The following is a 21,880-nucleotide window of genomic DNA, read 5'->3' as shown; positions in this document are numbered from 1 at the left end:
CGATGCAGCATTATCGCTGATCAGGCAAGATGGCTGACCTATATAGTCCTCAACAACGGCCGAAGACGCCGAGAATCAATGGGAGGGGCGCTCTAACCTGGTTGGAGGTTAGTATGCACCCTGACAAGCTTTACGCTGACATCCAGAAGCGGATCGCCGATGGCAGCCTGGTCCGCTCGCCCGAGGATTTGACCGCGCTGCGCGCCCATGCCCACGCCATGCGCGCCAGGGAGATGAACCGGCTGATCGGCCTTGCCGTGCGCGGCTTGCGCGCGCGCGTCGCGGCCGCGGCCGCCGCCTTCGCCAAGACGCCCGACGCGGCCACGCGCTGACATCGGCGTTCGACACGAGGACCAGTACCATGGCTGCCACCACCGACTCATTCCTGGGCAGCGTCGCCCGGCGGCAGGCCTCGGCCTCGCCGCTGGCCGGCCTGCTCGGCACGTTGCGCCTGTGGCGTCGGCGCTCGATCGAGCGCGCGCTCCTGGCGCGCATGACCCAGCGCGACATCGCCGATCTCGGCGTCACCGAGGCCGACATCCGCTACGAGATGGACAAGCCGTTCTGGCGCGCGTGACGCCGCCCCGTTTCCCATCTGAAACCGCCAAGGCACGCGCGGCAGCAATGCCGCGCGTCCGTCTGTCTTTCGCGTCTCCAAGCCGCTAAACCCCGGGTCCCGTCATGCCGCGAGACAGCGACTTGCCCGCGCCTGCCCCAGCGATCGCCGATCGTCGTCTGACTCCCGGGCTGATCGCCGTGCTGGCGATGCTGACAGCGTTCACGCCGATGTCGATCGACATGTACCTGCCGGCGTTCCCGACCATCCGCGGCGATTTCCAGGCCAGCGCCGCCGAGATCCAGCTCAGCCTCTCGGCCTTCATGCTGGCCTTCGGCTTCGGCCAGATCTTCTACGGGCCGCTGGGCGACCACTATGGCCGCAAGCCGGTGCTGATCGCCGGCGTCGTGCTCTACATCGTCTCCAGCGCGCTGTGCGCGCTCGCCGACAACGCGCAGCAGCTGATCGCGCTGCGCGCCGTGCAGGGCCTGAGCGCCTGCGCCGCGCCGGTCATGGCGCGCACCATGGTGCGCGACCTCGCCGAGCGCGACCGCGCGGCGCAGGTGATGTCGATCCTCATGGCCTCGGTCAGCATGGCGCCGATGCTGGCGCCGCTGATCGGCAGCGTGGTGATGGAGTTGCTCGGCTGGCGCGCGATCTTCCTGACGCTGGCGCTGTTCGGCGCCGCGGCGCTGCTGGCCGCGAGCCTGAAGCTGAGCGAAACGCTGCGACCGGAGCTGCGCGGACCGCTGAACTTCGGCGGCATCATGCGCCGCTTCGGCGAACTCTTGAGCACGCGCACCTATATGGGCTACGCGCTGACCACGGGTTTCCTGTTCGGCGCCATGTTCTCGTTCATCTCGACCTCCTCCTTCGTGCTGATCGAGATCTACCAGCTCGCGCCAACGACCTACGCGCTGGTGTTCGGCTCCTCGGTGCTGGCGATGACCGCCGCCGCCACCATCAACAGCCGGCTGACGCGCCGCATCGGCGCCGACGTCATGCTGCGCCGCGCCTGCTGGCTGCCGGCGATCGCCGGCGTGCTGCTGATCGCCTATGGCCTGATCGAATCGCGCACCGGCGCGCTGGGCTGGGTCCCGATCCCCCTCCTGTCGATGGGCATGATCTCGGGCATGGCCTTCGTCGCACCCAACTCGACGGCCTGCGCGCTGCAGCGCTATCCCCACATGGCCGGCGCCGCCGCCTCGCTGCTGGGCGTGGTGCAGTTCGGCTGCGGCTCGCTGTTCGGCGCGCTCGTCGGCCTGCTGATGAACGGCAGCGTGCTGCCCATGACCGTGTTCATGGGCCTGGGCGGCCTGCTCTGCTTCGCCGCGCACCGGTTGCTCGTGCGCGAGTGAGGGCGCGATACTTCCGGCGACCGGCCGGGAGCAACGCATGACCTTCTCCATACTCGCCCGCTGTCCCGCCACGCGCATGCTGGGCATCGCCACCGCGACGCGCTCCTTCGCGGTCGGCGCGCGCGTGCCCTTCGCCGCCGCGCGGCTGGGCGTGGTGGCGATCATGGCCAAGGCCGATGCGCGGCTGGGCCACTTCGCCATGCGCCAGCTCGCCGCCGGTCACAAGGCGCAGGCGACGCTCGACGCCGTCGTGCGCAACGATTCCTGGCCCGAGTACCGCCAGCTCGCGGTCATCGACGACGACGGCGCCATCGCCGTGCGCACCGGCAGCGAGGCGGCGGCGTGGGCCGGCCACGACGCCAGCGACAACCTCGTGGTGCTGGGCAACGTGCTGCCGGGACGCGAGACCATCGATGCCATGAAGGCACGCTTTCTCGCTGTCTCCGACCAGCCCTTCGAGGATCGCCTGATGCTGGCGCTGGAGGCAGGTCGCGATGCCGGCGGTCAGATCGGCGGGCAGGTGTCGGCGGCGATCCTGGTCTACGACCAGGACCGCTTCGCGCGCGTCGACCTGCGCGTCGACCAGCACGAGGAGCCGGTGGGCGAGCTGCGCCGCGTCTTCGGGGCCTATCGCCCCTACGTCCCCTACTACGTCCAGCGCCAGCGCGACCCGCGCGTGCCGCCATGGCACGAATGGAAGCCGTAGCGCTTCAGCGGAACGCCATCCACAGCAGCGAGATGCCGGCGATCAGCATCACGCCGTCGATCAGCCGGCGGAACGTCTCGGGCCCCATGCCGAGCACGAATCGCCTGGCGACGAAGGCGCCGACCATGAGCGAGGCGCCGATGATCAGGCCGTTGACGATCGCCTCCATCGGCAGCGCGCCCGAGTACCGGAAGGTCACGACCTTGCTGAGGAAGACGAAGATCGAGGTCGCCGCCTCGGTGGCGATGAACGCGCCCTTGACCAGGCCGTAGGCGGACATCGCCGCGACGTTGAGCGGGCCGGTCGAGGCGACGATGCCGGTGAGAAAGCCGATCGCCGCGCCGATGACCGCCAGATGCCAGAGCCTGAGCCTGAAGTCGCGCGCCGCCAGCCAGCGCCGTCCCGGAATCATCAGGATGAAGAAAGCGCCCAGCACCGCATCGACGATCTGCGCCGGCAGCACCAGCAGCGTGCGCGCGCCCAGCGCAGCGGCCGGGATGCCGGTCAGCGCATAGACGGCAGTCGCCCTCCAGTCGGTCTCGCGCCACCACGCCATGACCTTGGCGACGTTACCCATCAGCGAGGCGATGGCCATGATCGGCACCGCCTGCTGCGGGCCGTACTGCGCCACCAGAATCGGGATCAGCACGATGGAAGCGCCGGTGCCGACGATGCCGCTCACCGTGCCGGCGACCAGTCCGACCGCCAGCACGAAGAGCAGCTCCAGCGTGCCAACCACCGATCAGCGCCTGAGGTCGATCATCTCGACAACGCCCTGATCGGTGCCCACGGCCAGGCTCCAGCCGCCCGGCGACCAGGCGAGCGCGCTGACCTGGCCGTCACCGGCCAGCTTGATCACCGCGCTGCGCCGCGTCTTGCTGTCGCCCAGCTGCACCTCGCCGGTGTCGAAGCCGGCGGCGATGAAGGAATCGGCGGGGTGGCCGGCGATCGCCGTCATGATGCCGGCGCCCTCGTCGCCGAACTGGATCGGCGGCTTGCCTTCCGGGCCCTTGCCGGCGAAGGACCAGCCGGTGAACAGGCTGGTGGCGGTGCCGAACAGGAAGCGCGAATCGTGCGACCAGGCGAGCTGCTTGACCTTGACCGGGTAGCCCGACATCTGCATGTCGCGCCCGGTCGCCAGGCGCCAGACATGCAGCGCGTTATCCTGCGTGCCCGTGGCGATGAACCTGGAATCCGGACTGTAGCGCACGGCGACGTGCGAGCCCTTCCATTGCAGCGAGCGCGGCGCGGCGTCCGCCGGTTTGAGCACGTGGATGGTGACGCCGCCGTAATGCGCGGCCACCAGGCGCGAACCGTCGGGGCTGAAATCGATGTCGGCCACGGTGCTGGGGTGCGGCCCCAGCACGCGCCGGCCGCCCGCGCCGTGCACGATGATTTCCTTGCCAGCGGCGACGGCGAGCGTGGCGGTCTTGGCGTGCGCGGCCAGCCTCTCGAGCCAACCTCCCTTGAAGAACTCGAGCTCGCGCGCCGTGTCGCCGTGGCGCAGCAGCCGGCCGTCGTCGCCTCCGCTGATAAAGCCATCGCCCGACGGATTCTCGACGATCGAGAGCGCCACGCCCTTGTGCGCCGGCTCCGGTGGCGACGGCGGTGCGTCGTTGGTGACGTCGATACACCAGACACGGCCATCACCGCCGGCCACGCCCAGCACTCGGCCTGCACGATCATAGGCAAGACCGCTGACCCAGGCGCCGGTCTCGAAGCGCCGGCGCGGCGGCAGCTGCTGCGCGAACCCCGGTGCGCTCATCGCGTGGCGCAAGCCGCGAAGCCGCGCCTGAGCTGCTCGGCATCGAGCTTGCGGCCGATGAAGACCAGCTTGCTCATGCGCTTCTCGCCGTCCTTCCAGGGATTGCCCCAGTCGCCATCCATCATCATGTGCACGCCCTGGAAGACGTACTTCTTCGGCGCGCCCGATATGTCGAGGATGCCCTTGCTGCGGAAGATCTCGGTGCCGAACTCGCGCAGGATGGTCGAGATCCAGCGCTGGAACTTCTGGTCATCGATCGGCTTGTCGCTGGTCAGCGACACGCTGCCGATATTCTCGAGATGGTCGTGCCCGTGATCGTGATGGTGGTGATGGTCGTGCGTGGGATCATCGCAATGCTCGTGGTCGTGATCGTGCAGATGATCATGGCCGGCTTCGAGGAAGTCCGGCTCGATCTCGAGGATGCGCTTCAGATCGAAGGCGTGGCGGTCGAGGATCTCGGCCAGCGCCACGGCGCTCTTCTGCGTGCGGTGCAGCCGGGCGTAGGGGTTGATCTGGCGCAGACGCGACTCGACCCGGACCAGCTCTTGCGGGCTCACCAGGTCGGTCTTGTTGAGCAGGATCACGTCGGCGAAGGCCGCCTGCTCGCGCGCCTCGGCGCCGTCGTCGACATGCAGCAGGAAGTGACGCGCGTCGATCACGGTAACGATGGCGTCCAGGCGCGTGCGGTTGCGCACCTCGTCGTCCTGGAAGAAGGTCTGCGCCACCGGACCGGGATCGGCCAGCCCAGTGGTCTCGACGATGATGCCGTCGAGCGTGCCCGGCCGCTTCATCAGCCCGCCGATGACGCGGATCAGATCGCCGCGCACCGTGCAGCAGATGCAGCCGTTGTTCATCTCGAAGATTTCCTCGTCGGTGCCGACGACGATGTCGTTGTCGATGCCCAGCTCGCCGAACTCGTTGATCACCACGGCGTACTTGCGGCCGTGGTTCTCGGTGAGGATGCGGTTGAGCAGGGTGGTCTTGCCGGCGCCGAGATAGCCGGTCAGCACGGTGACGGGGACTTGGGACATCGGAAACTCTCCAGGGAGGTCGACCACGAGATAGCGTTGGCCGCCGGTCCCGTAAAGACGCGATCCCCTTTCGCGGACGCCGCCGAATCGGGGTAAGCTGACGGCCGGGGACGGGAGTCACCGCGGCAGGGGCATGGACAGCAACCTTTTCAAGTACGTCTGGCGCAACAGCAGGAGTGAGCAGCTCATCATCCTGGGCCTGGTCATCCTGGCGCAAGTCTTCTACTTCGCCTCGCTCAACATCCCCAAGACCATCGTCAACGACGGCATCGAGGGCAAGGCGTTCCGGAACGTCCAGACCGTGCCCTTCCTGCGCATCGACCTGCCGATTCCGTCCTTCATCTCGGATGCCGGCTCGATCCGGCTGTTCGACGGTCTGTCCCTGGCGCAATGGCCCTACCTGGTGGGCATGAGCTGCCTGTTCCTGGTGATGGTCACCATCAACGGGCTGTTCAAGAAGACCATCAACACCCAGAAAGGTCGCATGGGCGAGCGCATGCTGCGCCGCCTGCGCTACCAGCTCTACGACCGCATCCTGCTCTTCCCACCGGCCCATTTCCGCAAGGTCAAGCAGGCCGAGCTGGCGGGCATGATCAACAACGAGATCGAGCCGCTGGGCGGTTTCATCGGCGACGCCTATGTGCAGCCCGCCTTTCTCGGCGGCCAGGCCATCACCGCCCTGCTGTTCATCATGCTCCAGAACATCTGGCTGGGCGTGATCGTGATTTCCATCCTGGCGGTGCAGGCCTTCGTCATCCCGAAGCTGCGGCGCAGGATCGTCGCGCTGGCCAAGCAGCGGCAGATCACCGCGCGCCAGTTCTCGGGGCGCGTCGCCGAAACCGTGGACGGCGTGCAGGAAGTGCATGTGCATGCCGCCTCGAACTACGAGCGGGCCGACATCGTCGACCGGCTGGGGCGGATCTTCCACATCCGCTTCGAGCTGTTCCAGCGCAAGTTCACGGCCAAGTTCCTCAACAACCTGCTGGCGCAGACGACGCCGTTCCTGATCTACCTGATCGGCGGCTATTTCGTGCTGTTCGGCGACATGCAGGTCGGCGCCGTGGTCGGTGTGCTGCTCGCCTACAAGGACCTGCCCGGCCCGGTGAAGGAGCTGATCGACTGGGACCAGCAGCGCCAGGAGATGCAGCAGCGCTACGAGCAGGTGATCGAGCAGTTCGAGCCCGAAGGCATGCTGCCGCCCGACCTGCAGACCATGCCCGACGCGGCCGCGCCGGCGCTCGGCGGCGAGGTCAGGCTCAACGGCGTGGTCGTCGCCGAGGAGGGCGGCGCGCGCGCCCTCGACGGCGTGACGCTGAGCTTCCCCCTCGGCCGCAAGGTCGCCGTGGTCGGCGGCCCCGGCGGCGGCAAGGAGGCTCTGGCCCAGGTCGTAGCCCGGGTGGTGTGGCCAACGGGCGGCGGGGTGGCGATTGGCGGCAAGGAGCTTTCGACACTGCCCGAGGCCACGGCCGGAGCCCGCCTTTCCTATGTCGGCCAGGACGTCTACCTGCTGCCGGTGACGATCCGCGACAACATCCTCTATGCCCTGAAGTTCCGGCCGCGCGGGCCGGCGGCCTACAATGGCGACGCCGCCAAGCATCGCGAGATCGAGGAGCGCGAGGCGAAGCGCGCCGGCAACCCTCCACTCGACGTCGCCGCCGACTGGGTCGACTACGAGGCCGCCGGCGCCAGCGGCCCGGACAACATCGACCAGCGCATCATCGAGGCGCTGCGCGTCGTCGAGCTCGAAGGCGACGTCTACCGCTACGGCCTGCGCGGCACGATCGACCCGGCGGCGCGACCCGCGGTGGTGTCGGCGATTCTCGAGGCGCGCCGCGAGCTGCACAAGCAGCTGGAGGACTCCGCCTTTGCCGGCCTGGTCGAGCCGTTCGACCGCAACCGCTACAACCGCAACATGTCGGTGGCCGAGAACGTGCTGTTCGGCACGCCGATGGGCCGCACCTTCGACCCCGAGAACATCACCGCCAATCCCTACATGCGGCGCGTGCTGAACGAGCTCGATCTCGCCACGCCGCTGGCCGAGATGGGCGTCGAGATCGCCAGGACCATGGTCGAGCTGTTCGCCGACCTGCCGGCCGGACATCCCTTCTTCGAGCAGTTCAGCTTCCTCACGGCCGAGGAACTCCCGGAGTTCCGTGCCCTGATCACCCGGCTCAGCGGCCGCACCGTTGGCGACCTGTCGGCTGACGAGCGCACGCGCCTGCGCTCGCTGCCGTTCCGCTATATCGAGGCGCGCCATCGCCTCGGCCTGATCGACGAGGCAATGGAGGAGCGCCTGCTCGCCGCCCGTCACGCCTTCGCCAGCGGGCTGCCGGCGGAATACGCGAGCGCCATCGAGTTCTACGACAAGGAGCGCTACAACGGCGCCGCCACCCTGCAGGACAACATCCTGTTCGGCCGTCTGGTCTATGGCCAGGCGCAGGGCGCCGATCGCGTCGGCGACCTGATCACCGAGGTGCTCGACGGCCTGCAGATGCGCCACGCCGTCGTCCAGGTCGGGCTCGACTACAATGTCGGCGTCGCCGGCAAGCGCCTGTCGGCCGGCCAGCGCCAGAAGGTCGGCATCGCCCGCGCCCTGGTGAAGCGACCTGACCTGCTGGTGCTCAACGAGCCCACGGCGGTGCTCGATGCCGCAACGCAGCAACGCCTGCTGGACAAGATCCTGGCCGCCCGCGGCGAGCGCGGCGTGCTGTGGACGCTCAGCCGCACCGCGCAGGCGGAACAATTCGACGAGGTGATCGTCATGCAGGGTGGGCGCATGACGGCACGCGGCGTGCCGTCGGAGCTGTCGAACGACAAGACCTTTACCGACCTTCTGGCGGCCGGGTGATTGCACAGGGGACGAACCATGAGCATCCACGAGGAAGTCGAGTTGCTGAAGGGCGTACCGCTGTTCTCCAAGCTCGAGCCCAACAAGCTCAAGCTGCTGGCCTTCACCAGCGAACGCCTGACCTTCTCGCCCGGCCAGGATCTGTGTCGGCAGGGCGACATGGGCGATGCGATGTATGTCGTGCTCGGCGGCACCGCCGACGTCATCATCGAAACACCCTCGGGTCCGCTCAAGGTGGCGGAGCTGGAGAAGAACGGCTTCGTCGGCGAGATGGCGATCCTGCTCGATGTGCCGCGCACCGCCACCGTCACCGTGCGCGAGACGCTGACGGCGCTGAAGATCACCAAGGAGCAGTTCTTCCGCATGGTCACCGAGATCCCGACCATGGCCGTGGAGATGATGCGCGAGCTCGCCCATCGCCTCGACGACACCAACCGCCAGCTCAGCGCCATGAGGGCCAGGGCCGCATGATTCCCCGGGACCGCCGGCGTCCCGCCGACCCATCATCAGGAGGCCGGCGGGCCGCCGCAGCACCCATCAAGAGCCCATGAGCCGCCTCGACTCCTTCATCCGCCGCATGCAGGCGCAGCGCGATTGCCTGAATCACGTGGCGCCCCTGGTCCGCGCATTGCCGGGACCGATCCTCGAGATCGGCCTCGGCAACGGCCGCACCTACGATCATCTGCGCGAGCTCTTCCCCGGCCGCGCCATCCATGTCTTCGAGCGCGAGGTGCGTGCGCACCCCGATTGCATACCGCCCGACGCGCTGCTGTTCCTGGGTGATGCGCGCGAGACCACGACGGCGGCCTGCCGCCGGCTCGAGGGCAAGGCGGCGCTGATCCACTCCGACCTCGGGACCGGCGATCACGCTGCCAACACCGAGCTGGGCCATTGGCTGGGTCCGGCGCTCGACCGGCTGCTGGCGTCCGGCGGCTATGTCGTCGCCAACCAGCCGCTCGACGTCGCGCGCTGGGTACGGCTGCCGGAGCCCGAGGGCGTGCCGAAGGACCGGTACTTCCTCTATCGCGCCGACCACACGGTATCGTCCCGAGCGCAGCGAGGGATCCGGGCGTCTTCCCTGGATCCCTCTCTGCGCCCTGAATGACGGGCGCCGATCTAGCGCCGGATCAGGCGCAGCAGCACCAGGAGCACGATCGCGCCGAGCACGGCGCCGAAGAACCCCGCCGTCTGGCCGGGGCGGTAGATGTTGAGCGCCTGGCCGCCATAGGTGGCGATGATCGAGCCCACCACGCCCACGACCGTGGTGGCGATGAAGCCGCCGACGTCCCGCCCCGGCGTCAGGAGGCGCGCCACCAGACCGACGAAGAAGCCGATGACGATCGTGATCAGAAGCGCGCCGAGATCCATGCCTTCCTCCGGTCGGTCCCGCCGACGGCTCACCCTATCATCCCGCGTCCGGCGCATCGCTTCCGTGACAGGATCGCGTGGCCCGCCCGCCGCGGGCACGGCTACAGTCGCGTCAAGCAAACGCGATGCGACGGAGATCAACGCAGTGACCGATGAAGCGCTCCCGCTGCAGGGCCTCAGGGTGCTCGATGTCAGCTCCTTCATCGCCGCGCCCGCCGCCGCCGTGGTGCTGGGCGACTGGGGCGCCGACGTCATCAAGATCGAGCCGCCGGGCGCGGGCGACCCGCATCGCCAGAGCTGGCGCAACACCAGCTACCCGCAGGCCAACGTCAACTTCACGTGGCAGCTCGACGCGCGCAACAAGCGCTCGCTGGCGATCGACCTGAAGGCACCCGAGGGCCGCGCCGCATTGCTGCGCCTGGTCGCCCAGGCCGACGTGATGCTCATCAACTTCCCGCCGCCGGTGCGCGAGCGGCTGAAGCTCGGCTGGGAGGATATCGAGCCGGTCAATCCGCGCCTGATCTACTTCTCACTCACCGGCTACGGCGAGAGCGGACCCGACCGCGATCGGCCGGGCTTCGACGTTACCGCCTTCTTCGCGCGCTCCGGCATCCTCGACGCGGCGCGCTACGAGGGCCAGCCGCCGCATTTCTCGCTGCCGGCCCAGGGCGATCGCGCCACCGCCATGACCATCGTCTCGGCGATCATGATCGGCCTGTTCCGCCGCGAGCGCACCGGCAAGGGCGGCTGGGTCGGCACGTCGCTTTATGCCAACGGCGCGTGGTCCAACGGCACGCTCACCCAGGCGGCGATGATCGGCGCCACCCTGCCGCCGCGCCCACCGCGCGAGCGGGCAAGGTCGGCGCTGGGCCAGCAGTACGTCACCAGGGACGGCCGCTGGTTCCTGCTGATCGCCAATCCCGAGGAGAAGCACTGGCCCAACATCGCCCGCGCGCTGGGCCACGAGGAATGGATCGGCGATCCGCGCTTCGTCGACCGCGCCGCGCGGCGCACCAACGCCGTGGCCCTGCTGCAGATGATCGAAGCTGAAATCCTGAAGCGCGACTGGGCGTACTGGTCGGACGTGCTGAGCCGCATCGGCGTGCCGTTCGGCGAGATCGGCCGGGTGATCGACGTGCCCGACGACGAGCAGGCGACGCACGCGGGCATCGTCGTGCCCTGCGACGGCGAGGGCATCGCGCGCACGCTGAACAATCCGATCCGCCTGGGCTTCGCGCAGCCGCGCCGCGCCGGCAAGCCGCCGGCCGTGGGCGAGCACAGCGCCGAGATCCTGAAGGAAGCGGGCTACGGTGACGCCGAGATCGCGGCGATGAAGGCCCGGGGCGTCGTCGGCTAGAGCATCGAGCGGTCAATCGGACCCACCTGTCATCCCGAGCGCAGCGAGGGATCCAGGCGCGTGGTAGATCCCTCGCTGCGCTCGGGATGACAGTGAGGATCAGCTCGAGCGCAGCGAGGGCGTCAGCGCAGGGGATGCCGCTCGCAGCACGCTTGCCTCGTCCCTGGCCGCGACAATGACCGGCGCCGCCGGCAGATAGAGCGAGATCGTCGTGCCGCGTCCGCTCTCGCTCTGGAGAGTCACGAAGCCGCCGGCGTGGCGCACGAAGTCGCGCACCATTGCCATTCCCAGGCCGGTGCCCTTGCCGACCGGCTTGGTGGTGAAGAACGGCTGGAACACCTTGGCCTGGATCTCGGGCGACATGCCGCTGCCGGTGTCGACGACGGCGACGACGACCCAGTCGCCGGGCCGCATGTCCGAAGGCAGCACCGGATCGCCGGCGCCCAGGCCGCGATTGCGGGCGCTGACGCGCAGGCTGCCGCCATTGGGCATGGCGTCGCGCGCGTTGACGACAAGGTTGAGGATCGAGGTCTCGAGCCCGGTGCGGTCGATCACCGATTCGCGCAGCCCAGGCTCGATCTCGACCGACAGCTTGACGGTGCGCGGCACCGCCGTCGCCAGCAGGTCCTTGAACTCGGCCAGCAGTCCCGCGATGTCGGTGCGGACCGCATCCTGCGGACGGCGGCGCGAGAACGCCATCATGCGCGCCACCAGGGCGCCGCCGCGCTCGGCCGCGGCCAGGGCGGCGTTGATCTTCGGCAGGTAGGGTGAATCGGGCGGCAGCTCGTCGATCAGCCCTTCCATCTTCATGCTGATCACGGCGAGCAGGTTGTTGAAGTCGTGCGCGATGCCGCCGGTAAGCTGGCCGACGACCTCCATCTTCTGCGACTGTGCCAGCTGCTGGCTGGTGCTCAGCACGCGATCGGCCGCCTCCTGCCGCAGCGCGATCTCCTGGCGCACCTTGCGGTCGAAGATCACGATCGCCAGCGCCAGCAGGATCAGCAGCACTGTGATGATGGTGGTCACCGTGCCGAAGACGCCGGGATCGAGGTCGTCGACGCCGCGGCCGCTGCCCGGCACGGCGAAGCAATAGGTCGAGGCCATCGCCGTGTAGTGCATGGCGGTGACGGCGAAGCCCAGGATCAGCGCCGCGCCCGTCTCCTGCCAGACCGTGCCCTCGCCGTTGTCCTTGATGACCCAGAAGCGGACCTTCAGCGCCACGATCGCCAGCGCCACCGCGACCACGATCGAGGCGGCGAACAGCGTCGGCTCGTAGCGCACGATGCCGTCGAGCCGCATCGCCGCCATGCCGGTGTAGTGCATGACGCCGATGCCGGCACCCATCAGCACGCCGCCGAGCAGCAGGCGGCCGGTCGACAGGGTCGGGCGCGAGATCAGGTGCAGGGCGATGGCGGCGGCGAGCATGGCCGGCAATGCCGAGGCCGCCGTGATCAGCGGATCGTAGGACACCGGCACCGGCAGGTCGTGCGCCAGCATGCCGATGAAGTGCATCGACCAGATGCCGACGCCCATGGTCACCGAGCCGGCGACAAGCCACAGGCCGCGCAGGGAGCGCATCTCGCTCAGCCGGCCGGCGAAGCGCAGGAACGTGAAGGCGCCGAACGAAGCGATCAGGAAGGACAGGACGACAAGCGATGGCCGGAACGTCGCCGGCATGGCCTGGGCAGTGTCCAAACCGATGGTGAAATAACCAGCTAGGTTCATTTGTCCCTGGCGGCCACGGGCCAAATTATCCACGGAATTTATCACAGCTACGTACGAAAGCCCCATGCCGGTCGGCAAATCAGATCGCATCCAAATCGACATGGTCAGTGAAAAGCTTCCGCACTCCCTCTGCGGAATGGCCCGGGATGTGATAGATAAGGGGCGGACGCCGGCCAAACCGGTGCGGGATGTGGTCTGGGGACCGTCTATGTCGGCTAATGCGCTGAAAATACTGGTTGTCGAGGATGAGGTCGGCATCCTCGAGGAGATCGCCGAATTCCTGCGCCGCCGACGCTACGACGTATCGACCTCCGGCGACCTGGGCGGCGCCCGCCGCGCCCTGGCCGATTCCAGCGCCTGGCCGGATGTCGTGGTCACTGACGTGAAGCTGCCGGACGGCGATGGCCTCGAGCTGGTGCGCGAGATCGGCGCCAACGCCGCGCCGCGTCCGCGCCTGATCGTCATGACCGGCCATCTCGACCAGGATTCGGCCCGCGACGCCCGCCAGCAGGGCGCCGAGGCGGTCCTGATGAAGCCCTTCGCCCTGCGCGCCCTGCTCCGGCAGATCGACGGCAGCGGGGCCGTGCCGGCACCGGCCTGACAGTTTGGTCGACGAGTCGAAGCGCGGGACGGACTGGACCGCCGACGAGCTCGACGCGATCGTCGCCGACTATTTCGCCATGCTGGCCGAGGAGCAGCTTGGCCACCGCTACAACAAGGCGCGGCACAACGCGGCCCTGGTCCAGCGCATCGGCCGAACCCGGGCCTCCATCGAGTTCAAGCACCGCAACATCTCCGCCGTCCTGCGCGAGCTCGGCATGCCCGACATCGCCGGCTACAAGCCGGCGACGAACTATCAGGACGCCATCTTCGGGGCGATCGATCGCCACCTGACGAGCCGGCCCGATCCGCTCCCGCTCGTTCGCGAGTCCGCCATGGCGCTCGCGGAGTCGACGGAACTATACCTTGAGGCGCCGCCGCCCCTGGTGCCGGCCAGGCCTCGGCCGGCCGCCCTCGAGCGGCTGGTCAGGAAGTTCGATCCGGCGCTCCGCGACGAGCGCAATCGTTCGCTCGGCAAGGCCGGCGAGCAGCTGATCTACGATTTCGAGCGCCGACAGCTCGAGCTGCAGGACCGTCCCGATCTCGCGCGCAAGGTCCGCTGGGTTGCGCAGGAGGATGGCGACGGCGCCGGCTACGACATCCGCTCCTTCGACGCCCGCGGCACCGAGCGGCTGATCGAGGTGAAGACCACGCAAGGCATGGAACGGACGCCGTTCTATCTGACGCGCAACGAGCGCACGCTATCCGACGAGCGTCCGGACGCGTTTCGGCTCTATCGGCTCTATCAGTTCTCGAAGCAACCGCGACTTTTCGAGCTGAGGCCGCCGTTGGACTCCGTGCTGGCGCTGGAGCCGCTGGTCTTCAAGGCGTCGCTGACCAGTTGACCCGTCCCCTTGGGTCGCGGGAGGCTGCGGGCGCGAGGAAACACCCGAGGACGAGATGCCCAACCTGCCGACCTACGAAGTGCACGCCTGCAAGTACGCCCATCTGCCGCGCAAGGCGCACGAGGTGCAGATCATGGCCGATCCGCACGACGCGGATCATCCCATGGACTATTTCGTCTGGGTGGCGATCCCGCTGGGCGAGGACGGCAGGCGCCTGGTCGGCGGACAGCCGATCGTCATCGACACCGGCTTCAGCGAGGCGGTGGGCGCCCAGCGCGGCCGCCAGATGCTGCGCTCGCCGGTGCTGACCCTGCGCGATCTCGGTGTCGAGCCCAACGACATCCAGGACGTCGTCGTCACCCACCTGCACTACGATCATGTCGGCGGCTGGGCGCTGTTCCCCAGCGCGCGCTACCACGTGCAGGACAAGGAGATGCAGTTCGTCACCGGCCGGCACATGACGAAGAAGCCGTTCCGCCACGCCTACGAGGTCGAGGAGGTGGTGGCGATGGTACGCCATCTCTACGGCGATCGCGTCGTGTTCCACGACGGCGACGGCGAGATCGCCCCGGGCCTGAGCGTGCATCACATCGGCGGCCACACCATGGGCATCCAGTCGGTGCGGGTGTGGACGCGCAACGGCTGGCTGGTGCTCGCCTCCGACGCGGCGCACTACTACTGGGGCGTCGAGGACGACAAGCTGTTCGCCATCGTCTTCAACGTCGCCGACATGCTGGCCGGCTACGACAAGCTGAAGAAGCTCGCCGACGGGCGCATCGAGATGGTGGTGCCCGGCCACGACGCGCGGGTGATGGAGCGCTATCCGCCCTCGAGCGAGGCGTTGAAGGGCTGGGCGGTCAGGCTGGACTAGACGCCGCGCGCACCCTGTCATCCTCGGGGCCGTCCGCGGCCCCTGTAGCGCAGCGAGGGATCCAGGGACGCCGCCTGGATCCCTCGCTGCGCTCGGGATGACAGTTCCGCTTGATTAGCCGCACGTGGCTCTCGACGCCGCGCGCAACGCCGCCCAGGTCGCAAGCTTCACGCGCGGCCGTCCCTCGCGCGCGCCGGCCTCGCCTTCGGCTTTGTCGATGCGCTGCCAGCCCGCGGTGTCGATGATCGCGATGCCGCGTGACGCCAGCAAGGCGTCGAGGCCGGCGGGTCCCGGCCTGGACGACGGCGCGAGATCGCCGACCAGCCGCTCGGCAACGGCGAAGGAGTCGGCGCGATTGGTCGGGATGGTGCCGCTGGGGCCGCGGCGCGCCCAGCCGACGACGTAGACGCCCGGCAGGCCGCGCACGCGGCCCTCCTCGTTGGCGACGCGGCCGCGTTCGGCCGGCAGGCCCTCGCACAGGATCGCATCATAGCCGATGCAGGTGATCACCAGATCGGCGGGCGCATAGGAGCCGTCGGCGAAGTTGATGCCGACGACCCGGCCGTTCTCGCCGCTGAGCGCCAGCGGCGCGCGGTGGAAGCGGAAGGCCAGCGCTACCGGCCTGGCGCCCGCCACATTGGCCGAGAAGCCGCGCAGGCTCTCGATGTTCTTCTGCTTGCGCAGCCGCTCGGGCGTGGGATCGCTGTCGGGCGCGACGGCATCGGCGACGTCGCCCGGATCAACCAGCGCCACGGCGCGCGCCAGCCGGCCCATCTCGTTGAGCTCGTTGATGGTGAAGCTTGCCTCGGCCGGCCCGCGCCGGCCGTAGAGCGTCACCGTCTGCAGCTTCATGGCGGCGATGGAAGCCTGGGCGCGCGGATCGATGTCGGATTTCGCCATCTCGTCCTGTGTCTTGGCGAAGACGCGCGCGACGTCGATGGCGACGTTGCCGTTGCCGATCACCGCGACGTGGCGCGCCTCGGCGATCGTCGCGGTGAGGTCGACGGCGTCGGGATGGGCGTTGAACCAGTCGACGAAGCGCATCGAGCCCATGACGCCCTCGAGGTCCTCGCCGGGAATGCCCAGCCTGCGATCGCGGCCGCACCCGGTGGCGATGAGCACCGCATCGTAGAGGCCGCGCAGCTCCTCGAGCGAGACGTCGCGGCCCAGCTCGACACCGCCGACAAAACGCACGCCGGGCTTGGCGAGCAGCCGGTCGAACTGGCGGGTGACGCCCTTGGTGCCCTGGTGATCGGGCGCCACGCCGTAGCGCGCCAAGCCGAACGGCGCCGGCAGGCGGTCGATGATGTCGATGCGCGCGTCGGGCCGCGCGCGGCTGAGCGCGTCGACGGCATAGAAGCCCGAGGGGCCGGCGCCGACGACGGCGATGGAGGGAGACGATTGGATCATGGCGTTGGTCGCGACCTTGGCCGAGGCGTCGGTTGACGGCAAGCGATGTCGCTGTCTTGAGTGCCGCTACCATCGACAGGAGCATGCAATGTCATTCGAGCTGTGGCTGGCCTTTTGTGCGGCGGCAATGCTGGTGCTGGTCATTCCCGGGCCAACCGTGGCGCTGGTGATCGGCTACGCGCTGGGCGAGGGCAGGCGCGCGGCACTGGCCATCGTCGCAGGCGTGGCGCTGGGCGATCTGACGGCGATGACCTTGTCGCTGCTGGGCGTCGGCGCGCTTCTCGCTGCGTCCGCTGAACTATTCACCGTGCTGAAATGGATCGGCGCGGCCTATCTGGTGTGGCTGGGCATCAAGCTGTGGCGCGCGCCGGTCGGCGCGGAAGCCGACGCGGCGATCGAGCGCCGGCCGGCCTGGACCATGCTGGCGCATGCCTATGCCGTGACCGCACTCAACCCCAAGAGCATCCTGTTCTTCGTCGCCTTCGTGCCGCAGTTCATGGATGCCGGCGCGCCGATCGCGCCGCAGGCGGTGCTGCTGGTCGTCACCTTCGTGAGCCTGGCGGCGCTCAACGCCGGCCTCTACGCCCTGCTCGCCGGTCGCGCGCGCGGCGCCATCCGCGAGCCCGCCGTGCGCCGCGCGGTCAACCGGGTCGGCGGCGGCGTGCTGATCGGCGCCGGCGTGATGACGGCGATGATCAGGCGGGCGTGAAATCGCCACTCTGTCATCCCGAGCGGAGCGAGGGATCCAGGCCAACCCTGGATCCCTCGCTCCGCTCGGGATGACAGATCACATGAAAAGAGGGCGCCTTGCGGCGCCCCCTGAGTTGGCCGGCTACGTCCCGGCGCTCTCCCGCGAGACGGGAGAGGGAGATCGTGTCGATCAGACGCGCTCGATCACCATGGCGATGCCCTGGCCGACGCCGATGCACATGGTGCACAGCGCGTAGCGGCCGCCGGTGTCCTCGAGCTGGCTGAGCGCGGTCATGATCAGGCGGGCGCCGCTGGCGCCCAGCGGATGGCCGATGGCGATCGCGCCGCCATTCGGATTGACGTGGCAGGCATCGTCGGGCAGGCCGAGCTGGCGCATGACCGCCAGGCCCTGCGCGGCGAAGGCCTCGTTGAGCTCGACGACATCCATGTCGGTGATCTTGAGCCCGGCGATCTGCAGTGCCTTGCGCGACGCCGGCACCGGGCCGATGCCCATGACGCGCGGCGGCACGCCGGCCGAGGCCGTGGCGAGGATGCGACCGCGCGGCTTCAGCCCGTACTCCTTGGCCGCCTTCTCGGAGGCGACGATGATGGCGGCCGCAGCGTCGTTGATGCCCGAGGAATTGCCGGCGGTCACCGAGCCGCCCTCCCGGAAGACGGCCGGCAGCTTGCTCAGGCCCTCCATGGTGGTGTCGAAGCGCGGATGCTCGTCGGTATCGAAGACCTTCTCGGTCTTGCCGACCTTCACCGTGACGGGGATCAGCTCCTTCTTGAAGAAGCCCTTCTCGGTCGCCTTCTTGCAACGCTGCTGGCTGCGATAGGCGAAGGCGTCCTGGTCGACGCGGCTGACCTGGTGCTCCTGCGCGACGTTCTCGGCCGTCTGGCCCATGGCGTCGACGCCGTAGCACTTGGCCATCGCCGGATTGACGAAGCGCCAGCCCAGCACCGTGTCTTCCATTTTCATGCCACGGTCGAAGGCCGATTGCGGCTTGCCCATCACGTAGGGCGAGCGGGTCATGCCCTCGACGCCGCCGGCGATCATCACCTGTGCCTCGCCCAGCCGCACGGCGCGCGCCGCCATGCCGGTGGCCTCCATGCCCGAGCCGCAGAGGCGGTTCACCGTGGCGCCCGCCACTTCGACCGGCAGGCCGGCGAGAAGGCCGGCCATGCGCGCGACATTGCGGTTGTCCTCGCCGGCCTGGTTGACGCAGCCATAGATCACATCATCGACCGCGCCCCAGTCGACGCCCGTGTTGCGTTCCATCAACGCCTTGATCGGCAACGCCGCGAGATCGTCGACCCTAACCGAGGCCAACGCGCCGTTGTATCGGCCGACGGGGGTGCGAACGGCGTCGCAGATGAAAGCGTCTGTCATGATCTCGCTCCCGGTGGTCCGGCTCTGTCGCGATACCGCCCCGATATCACTCGCTCCGGCCGGAGTCGAAGCCTCATTGGCGGCGGTTTCGCGGGGGCGGCCATGCACGGAAGTGGCGCGCTCCTTGCGGACCCCGCGACGGTCGCCCACATCGTGTCGTCGTCGCGTCTCGGCCATAGTATGGCGGCTGCATTTGCCTGGCGCGCAGGAGGGATCAAACCCATGGCTTTCACCGGCCTCGTCGATCGTGCCCTGGACCGGGTTTCGCGCACGTTCAGGGATGTCGCGACCGGCGCGCGCGAGGCGGTGGGCGCCCCGCTGCGCCCCGACCTGCCGGACGACGACCTGCCGCGCCTGAGGGCCCGCATCGAGGCCTGCCTGTCCGGTCCGGGCGGCGAGACCGCCGCCCGCGCCCGCGCCGCCGAGCTGGGCACCGCCTATCTGGCGTTGTCACAGGAAGGTCGCCGCCGCTTCCTGCTGATCCTGGCGCGCGACTACGCGCTCGATCGCGATGCCCTGGCCGCCACGGTGGCACGCTGGCAGGAGGCCGCCGACGACCGGGCGCGCGTCAGCGCGGAGGCCGAGATGCGCGAGGCGCTGGAGACGCCGGCGACGCGGCTGCTGGCGCTGTTCAACGGCCTGCCCGAGGGCGTGAAGTTCATCGTCGATCTGCGCGCCGAGCTCCTGAAGCTGGGCAGGGGCGATCCCGCCGTGGCGCGGCTGGCCGACGATCTGCGGCGCCTGCTGGCGATCTGGTTCGATGTCGGCTTCCTCGATCTGCGGCGCATCGACTGGCGCACGCCGGCCTCGCTGCTGGAGAAGCTGATCACCTACGAGGCGGTGCACGCCATCCATTCCTGGAGCGATCTGAAGAACCGTCTCGATTCGGATCGCCGCTGCTTCGCCTTCTTCCACCCCCGCATGCCCGAGGAGCCGCTGATCTTCGTCGAGGTGGCGCTGGTCGACGGCATGGCCGGCGACGTGCATCGCCTGCTCGACGAGAAGGCGCCTACGCGCGACCCTGAAGAGGCCAACACCGCGATCTTCTACTCGATCTCGAACTGCCAGGAAGGCCTGGCGGGCGTCAGCTTCGGCAATTTCCTGATCAAGCGCGTCGCCGCCGAGCTCGGGCGCGACCTGCCCAACATCAAGAGCTTCGCCACGCTCTCGCCGGTCCCCGGCTTCCGCTCCTGGCTGCTCAAGACGCTGGCAGCCGAGGGCGACACGCAGCTGTCGGCCGACGAGATCGAGCATCTCGCGTCGGTCTCGCCGCCGCCTGCCGACGCGCCCGACCTGCCGCGCGGCGCCGGCGCGATCACGCGCCTGGTGAACAGCGGAGACTGGACCAAGCAGCCGGCGGCCGAGATCGCGCTCAAGCCGGTGCTGATCCGTCTTTGCGCACGCTACCTGCTGGGCAGCAGGGACGGCCGCGCGCTCGATCGTGTGGCGCATTTCCATCTCAGCAACGGCGCGCGCGTCGAACGCATCAACTGGCTGGGCGACACCTCGCCCAACGGCCTGCGCCAGAGCTGTGGCCTGATGGTCAACTACCGCTACCGCCTCGAAGAGGTCGACGCCAACCACGAGGCCTACGCCGACGGCGCGATCGTGGCATCGGGCGAGGTCAAGAGGCTGGCGAAAGGCTAGTCTAAATCACCCACTCTGTCATCGCGAGCGGAGCGAGGAATCTACGGCTGCCCTGGATCCCTCGCTGCGCTCGGGATGACAGCAAATCAAGAGCATGAACATCCGCCCGATGAAGCAGGTCAGGCCGGCACGCCGATCACGACCCGCGTCCAGGTCGTGACGTCGAGGCGCTTCGACAGGTTGGCCTTGGCCTCCGGCGCGCCGGCATCGCCGCCGGTGTGCAGGGTGCGCAGGCGCGACTTCTCCCACACCGCCATCGACGGGTAGTTGGTCAGCAGCAGCATGCGCCGGCGCGGCGGCGAGACCGCGAGATTGCGGAAGAGGCCGTAGACGCGCGCATCGTAGGTCGGCTCGAAGGTCGGCCAGACACCCAGCGACAGGTCGCGGAAGGTGGGCCAGTCCGCTTCCGCCAGCTCGAAGGTGCGGAAGGCGTAGACGCCGGGACGGTCGGGCGGTGTCGACTCGGTCGGCCGCACCGTGGGCTCGAGCAGGTCGAGGGACGTTTCGACGATGTCGGCGCAGTCGGCCAGCGCCTTGCCCGCGTGCGCGGTCGCTTCGTTGGCGTCGGGCCAGGCCGACATCACCATGCCCTGCGTCGAGGCCAGCCCGAGCAGGCCCCACCAGACGCCGTAGAAGACGCCGCCGGCCTCGCGCACGGCCGCGCCGCCTTCCCCCTTCACCACGCGCGCCACCTCGGGCCAGCGCCGCGGCGCCGCCGTGACGGTGTGCAGCGTGTAGATCACGGCCGGTTGAGGTGCTTCAGCGCATGGCCGGCGCGCGGCCATTCGAAGCTCACCAGCTTGCCGGTCATCGACAAGGTGGCGTAGGCGGTGCGCAGGTCCTTGCCGCCGAAGCAGACATTGGTGACCATCGGATCGGGCAGCTTGAACTGATCGACGCGGCTGCCGTCGGGCCAGATGTCGGACACGGCGCCGGTGATCAGGGTGGCGACGCAGATATGGCCGTCGCCGTCGACCGCCATCGAGTCGAACATCTGGTAGCCGCCCAGGCCGACGACCACGCGGCCTTTCTCGCCGCGATAGGGACCGTTGGCCGATTCGATCTCGCCCGGACCGGACAGCTTGAACGACCAGCAGCGCGCCGTCGGCGTCTCGACCACGTAGAGCGTCCTGTCGTCGGGCGAGAGCCCGCAGCCATTGGGCCGCTCGAGCGGGAAGATCTTCTGCTCGATCTTCGAGCCGTCGGCCCTGGCGTAGTAGACGGCGCCGCGGTCGCTGTCGTGCTCGCGCGTCTTGCCCAGATCGGTGAACCAGAAGCCGCCCGCGCTGTCGAAGACCAGATCGTTGGGGCCGTTGAGCTTCCGCCCGTCGCAGGAATCGTAGAGCGTCTCGAACTTGCCGGTCTGCGGATCGACCACCTGGATCGAGCCGCCCCGATAGTCGGCCGGCTGCGTGCCGGGGAACAGCCGGCCGTCGGGCCGCTCGATCCAGTTGAAGCCGCCGTTGTTGGTCACGTAGATCTTGCCGTCCGGCCCCATCGCCGCGCCATTGGGGCCGCCGCCGAGGTTGGCGATGACGTGGTTCTTGCCGTCAGGCGCGATGCGCGTGAGCGTCTGGCGCGCGATCTCGACCAGGATCACCGATCCGTCGGGCATCGCGATCGGTCCTTCGGGGAACTTCAAGCCCGAGGCGAGCTCCTTGAACTTCGGCTCGACGGTGTTGGTCTGCATGGCGTTGTCTCCCCTGACTA

At 68.8% G+C, this 21,880-nt stretch carries 22 protein-coding genes; 13 read left to right on the top strand and 9 right to left on the bottom strand.

The window, feature by feature from the left end; genetic code table 11:
- Positions 1 to 113 precede the first annotated feature (113 nt).
- From KF889_11035 to KF889_11020, 4 genes are all read left to right on the top strand, one after another.
- The gene (locus tag KF889_11035; GenBank protein ID MBX3499970.1) at positions 114 to 332 is read left to right on the top strand and encodes a hypothetical protein; all 219 of its coding nucleotides are present in this window, start codon (positions 114 to 116) and stop codon (positions 330 to 332) included.
- Between the two features lie 92 nt (positions 333 to 424).
- On the top strand, positions 425 to 577 hold the full coding sequence (locus KF889_11030; GenBank protein ID MBX3499969.1) for a DUF1127 domain-containing protein: 153 nt from the start codon (positions 425 to 427) through the stop codon (positions 575 to 577).
- Between the two features lie 122 nt (positions 578 to 699).
- The gene (locus KF889_11025) at positions 700 to 1,914 is read left to right on the top strand and encodes a Bcr/CflA family multidrug efflux MFS transporter (protein MBX3499968.1); all 1,215 of its coding nucleotides are present in this window, start codon (positions 700 to 702) and stop codon (positions 1,912 to 1,914) included.
- A 37-nt stretch (positions 1,915 to 1,951) separates the two neighbouring features.
- On the top strand, positions 1,952 to 2,620 hold the full coding sequence (locus KF889_11020; GenBank protein ID MBX3499967.1) for a DUF1028 domain-containing protein: 669 nt from the start codon (positions 1,952 to 1,954) through the stop codon (positions 2,618 to 2,620).
- A 4-nt stretch (positions 2,621 to 2,624) separates the two neighbouring features.
- On the opposite strand, the gene KF889_11015 is transcribed toward KF889_11020, so the two are convergent.
- From KF889_11015 to KF889_11005, 3 genes are read right to left on the bottom strand one after another with little or no spacing between them, the layout of a single operon-like run.
- Positions 2,625 to 3,347 (bottom strand): sulfite exporter TauE/SafE family protein, encoded by a 723-nt coding sequence (locus tag KF889_11015; protein MBX3499966.1) that lies wholly within the window; start codon positions 3,345 to 3,347, stop codon positions 2,625 to 2,627.
- A 15-nt stretch (positions 3,348 to 3,362) separates the two neighbouring features.
- Positions 3,363 to 4,385 carry a WD40 repeat domain-containing protein gene (locus KF889_11010; protein ID MBX3499965.1) on the bottom strand — a complete coding sequence of 341 codons (1,023 nt, stop codon included), beginning with the start codon at positions 4,383 to 4,385 and terminating at the stop codon, positions 3,363 to 3,365.
- Positions 4,382 to 5,416 carry a GTP-binding protein gene (locus tag KF889_11005; protein ID MBX3499964.1) on the bottom strand — a complete coding sequence of 345 codons (1,035 nt, stop codon included), beginning with the start codon at positions 5,414 to 5,416 and terminating at the stop codon, positions 4,382 to 4,384. The genes KF889_11010 and KF889_11005 overlap by 4 nt, the downstream gene beginning before the upstream one ends.
- 133 nt (positions 5,417 to 5,549) lie before the next feature.
- Here KF889_11005 and KF889_11000 point away from each other — a divergent pair, with 133 nt between their 5' ends.
- The 3 genes from KF889_11000 (at position 5,550) to KF889_10990 (ending at position 9,369) form a co-directional block, all read left to right on the top strand.
- Positions 5,550 to 8,264: an ATP-binding cassette domain-containing protein gene (locus tag KF889_11000; protein ID MBX3499963.1), complete on the top strand. Its 2,715-nt coding sequence runs from the start codon at positions 5,550 to 5,552 to the stop codon at positions 8,262 to 8,264.
- Positions 8,265 to 8,282: 18 nt separating this feature from the next.
- Complete coding sequence (locus tag KF889_10995; GenBank protein MBX3499962.1) at positions 8,283 to 8,735, top strand: cyclic nucleotide-binding domain-containing protein; 453 nt, start codon at positions 8,283 to 8,285, stop codon at positions 8,733 to 8,735.
- A 76-nt stretch (positions 8,736 to 8,811) separates the two neighbouring features.
- Complete coding sequence (locus KF889_10990) at positions 8,812 to 9,369, top strand: hypothetical protein (GenBank protein ID MBX3499961.1); 558 nt, start codon at positions 8,812 to 8,814, stop codon at positions 9,367 to 9,369.
- Positions 9,370 to 9,380: 11 nt separating this feature from the next.
- Here KF889_10990 and KF889_10985 read toward each other — a convergent pair whose 3' ends face one another.
- A complete protein-coding gene (locus tag KF889_10985; protein ID MBX3499960.1) occupies positions 9,381 to 9,632 on the bottom strand; it encodes a GlsB/YeaQ/YmgE family stress response membrane protein in 252 nt (83 codons plus the stop codon).
- A gap of 145 nt (positions 9,633 to 9,777) precedes the next feature.
- Between KF889_10985 and KF889_10980 the strand changes: the two genes are divergently transcribed.
- The gene (locus KF889_10980; protein ID MBX3499959.1) at positions 9,778 to 10,989 is read left to right on the top strand and encodes a CoA transferase; all 1,212 of its coding nucleotides are present in this window, start codon (positions 9,778 to 9,780) and stop codon (positions 10,987 to 10,989) included.
- A gap of 99 nt (positions 10,990 to 11,088) precedes the next feature.
- Here KF889_10980 and KF889_10975 read toward each other — a convergent pair whose 3' ends face one another.
- Positions 11,089 to 12,666 carry a hypothetical protein gene (locus KF889_10975; protein MBX3499958.1) on the bottom strand — a complete coding sequence of 526 codons (1,578 nt, stop codon included), beginning with the start codon at positions 12,664 to 12,666 and terminating at the stop codon, positions 11,089 to 11,091.
- Between the two features lie 112 nt (positions 12,667 to 12,778).
- Between KF889_10975 and KF889_10970 the strand changes: the two genes are divergently transcribed.
- The 3 genes from KF889_10970 to KF889_10960 all read left to right on the top strand — a co-directional run bounded on the left by KF889_10970 (position 12,779) and on the right by KF889_10960 (position 15,030).
- Complete coding sequence (locus KF889_10970; protein MBX3499957.1) at positions 12,779 to 13,315, top strand: response regulator; 537 nt, start codon at positions 12,779 to 12,781, stop codon at positions 13,313 to 13,315.
- A 79-nt stretch (positions 13,316 to 13,394) separates the two neighbouring features.
- On the top strand, positions 13,395 to 14,159 hold the full coding sequence (locus tag KF889_10965) for a DUF3883 domain-containing protein (protein ID MBX3499956.1): 765 nt from the start codon (positions 13,395 to 13,397) through the stop codon (positions 14,157 to 14,159).
- Between the two features lie 55 nt (positions 14,160 to 14,214).
- The gene (locus tag KF889_10960; protein MBX3499955.1) at positions 14,215 to 15,030 is read left to right on the top strand and encodes an N-acyl homoserine lactonase family protein; all 816 of its coding nucleotides are present in this window, start codon (positions 14,215 to 14,217) and stop codon (positions 15,028 to 15,030) included.
- A gap of 114 nt (positions 15,031 to 15,144) precedes the next feature.
- On the opposite strand, the gene KF889_10955 is transcribed toward KF889_10960, so the two are convergent.
- Complete coding sequence (locus KF889_10955) at positions 15,145 to 16,440, bottom strand: FAD-dependent oxidoreductase (protein ID MBX3499954.1); 1,296 nt, start codon at positions 16,438 to 16,440, stop codon at positions 15,145 to 15,147.
- Positions 16,441 to 16,528: 88 nt separating this feature from the next.
- On the opposite strand from KF889_10955, the gene KF889_10950 reads away from it, so the two are divergent.
- Positions 16,529 to 17,149 (top strand): LysE family translocator, encoded by a 621-nt coding sequence (locus tag KF889_10950; GenBank protein ID MBX3499953.1) that lies wholly within the window; start codon positions 16,529 to 16,531, stop codon positions 17,147 to 17,149.
- Positions 17,150 to 17,320: 171 nt separating this feature from the next.
- On the opposite strand, the gene pcaF is transcribed toward KF889_10950, so the two are convergent.
- Positions 17,321 to 18,523: a 3-oxoadipyl-CoA thiolase gene (gene pcaF, locus KF889_10945; GenBank protein MBX3499952.1), complete on the bottom strand. Its 1,203-nt coding sequence runs from the start codon at positions 18,521 to 18,523 to the stop codon at positions 17,321 to 17,323.
- 222 nt (positions 18,524 to 18,745) lie between these two features.
- Here pcaF and KF889_10940 point away from each other — a divergent pair, with 222 nt between their 5' ends.
- Positions 18,746 to 20,170 carry a malonyl-CoA decarboxylase family protein gene (locus KF889_10940; protein MBX3499951.1) on the top strand — a complete coding sequence of 475 codons (1,425 nt, stop codon included), beginning with the start codon at positions 18,746 to 18,748 and terminating at the stop codon, positions 20,168 to 20,170.
- A 119-nt stretch (positions 20,171 to 20,289) separates the two neighbouring features.
- On the opposite strand, the gene KF889_10935 is transcribed toward KF889_10940, so the two are convergent.
- Both KF889_10935 and KF889_10930 read right to left on the bottom strand, forming a co-directional pair.
- Entirely contained in the window at positions 20,290 to 20,913 is a 624-nt protein-coding gene (locus KF889_10935) for a hypothetical protein (GenBank protein MBX3499950.1), read from the bottom strand.
- A complete protein-coding gene (locus KF889_10930) occupies positions 20,910 to 21,860 on the bottom strand; it encodes an SMP-30/gluconolactonase/LRE family protein (GenBank protein ID MBX3499949.1) in 951 nt (316 codons plus the stop codon). The genes KF889_10935 and KF889_10930 overlap by 4 nt, the downstream gene beginning before the upstream one ends.
- Between the last annotated feature and the right edge of the window lie 20 nt (positions 21,861 to 21,880).

The sequence above is a fragment of the Alphaproteobacteria bacterium genome, from assembly GCA_019635875.1.
GTDB lineage: Bacteria > Pseudomonadota > Alphaproteobacteria > Reyranellales > Reyranellaceae > JAFAZJ01.
Note: the sequence above shows the minus strand (reverse complement) of the source record. Positions and strands in the feature narration are given on the sequence as shown.

Excerpts from the sequence above, each read along its gene's own strand:
- KF889_11035 (MBX3499970.1), top strand. The coding sequence starts at position 114 with ATGCACCCTGACAAGCTTTACGCTGACATCCAGAAGCGGATCGCCGAT.
- KF889_10960 (MBX3499955.1), top strand. The coding sequence starts at position 14,215 with ATGCCCAACCTGCCGACCTACGAAGTGCACGCCTGCAAGTACGCCCAT.
- KF889_10965 (MBX3499956.1), top strand. The coding sequence starts at position 13,395 with ATGCTGGCCGAGGAGCAGCTTGGCCACCGCTACAACAAGGCGCGGCAC.
- KF889_10995 (MBX3499962.1), top strand. The coding sequence starts at position 8,283 with ATGAGCATCCACGAGGAAGTCGAGTTGCTGAAGGGCGTACCGCTGTTC.
- KF889_10950 (MBX3499953.1), top strand. The coding sequence starts at position 16,529 with ATGTCATTCGAGCTGTGGCTGGCCTTTTGTGCGGCGGCAATGCTGGTG.
- KF889_10970 (MBX3499957.1), top strand. The coding sequence starts at position 12,779 with ATGCCGGTCGGCAAATCAGATCGCATCCAAATCGACATGGTCAGTGAA.
- KF889_10975 (MBX3499958.1), bottom strand. The coding sequence starts at position 12,666 with ATGCCGGCGACGTTCCGGCCATCGCTTGTCGTCCTGTCCTTCCTGATC.
- KF889_10985 (MBX3499960.1), bottom strand. The coding sequence starts at position 9,632 with ATGGATCTCGGCGCGCTTCTGATCACGATCGTCATCGGCTTCTTCGTC.
- KF889_10990 (MBX3499961.1), top strand. The coding sequence starts at position 8,812 with ATGAGCCGCCTCGACTCCTTCATCCGCCGCATGCAGGCGCAGCGCGAT.
- pcaF (MBX3499952.1), bottom strand. The coding sequence starts at position 18,523 with ATGACAGACGCTTTCATCTGCGACGCCGTTCGCACCCCCGTCGGCCGA.
- KF889_11010 (MBX3499965.1), bottom strand. The coding sequence starts at position 4,385 with ATGAGCGCACCGGGGTTCGCGCAGCAGCTGCCGCCGCGCCGGCGCTTC.
- KF889_11020 (MBX3499967.1), top strand. The coding sequence starts at position 1,952 with ATGACCTTCTCCATACTCGCCCGCTGTCCCGCCACGCGCATGCTGGGC.
- KF889_10930 (MBX3499949.1), bottom strand. The coding sequence starts at position 21,860 with ATGCAGACCAACACCGTCGAGCCGAAGTTCAAGGAGCTCGCCTCGGGC.
- KF889_10955 (MBX3499954.1), bottom strand. The coding sequence starts at position 16,440 with ATGATCCAATCGTCTCCCTCCATCGCCGTCGTCGGCGCCGGCCCCTCG.
- KF889_11000 (MBX3499963.1), top strand. The coding sequence starts at position 5,550 with ATGGACAGCAACCTTTTCAAGTACGTCTGGCGCAACAGCAGGAGTGAG.
- KF889_10940 (MBX3499951.1), top strand. The coding sequence starts at position 18,746 with ATGGCTTTCACCGGCCTCGTCGATCGTGCCCTGGACCGGGTTTCGCGC.
- KF889_11005 (MBX3499964.1), bottom strand. The coding sequence starts at position 5,416 with ATGTCCCAAGTCCCCGTCACCGTGCTGACCGGCTATCTCGGCGCCGGC.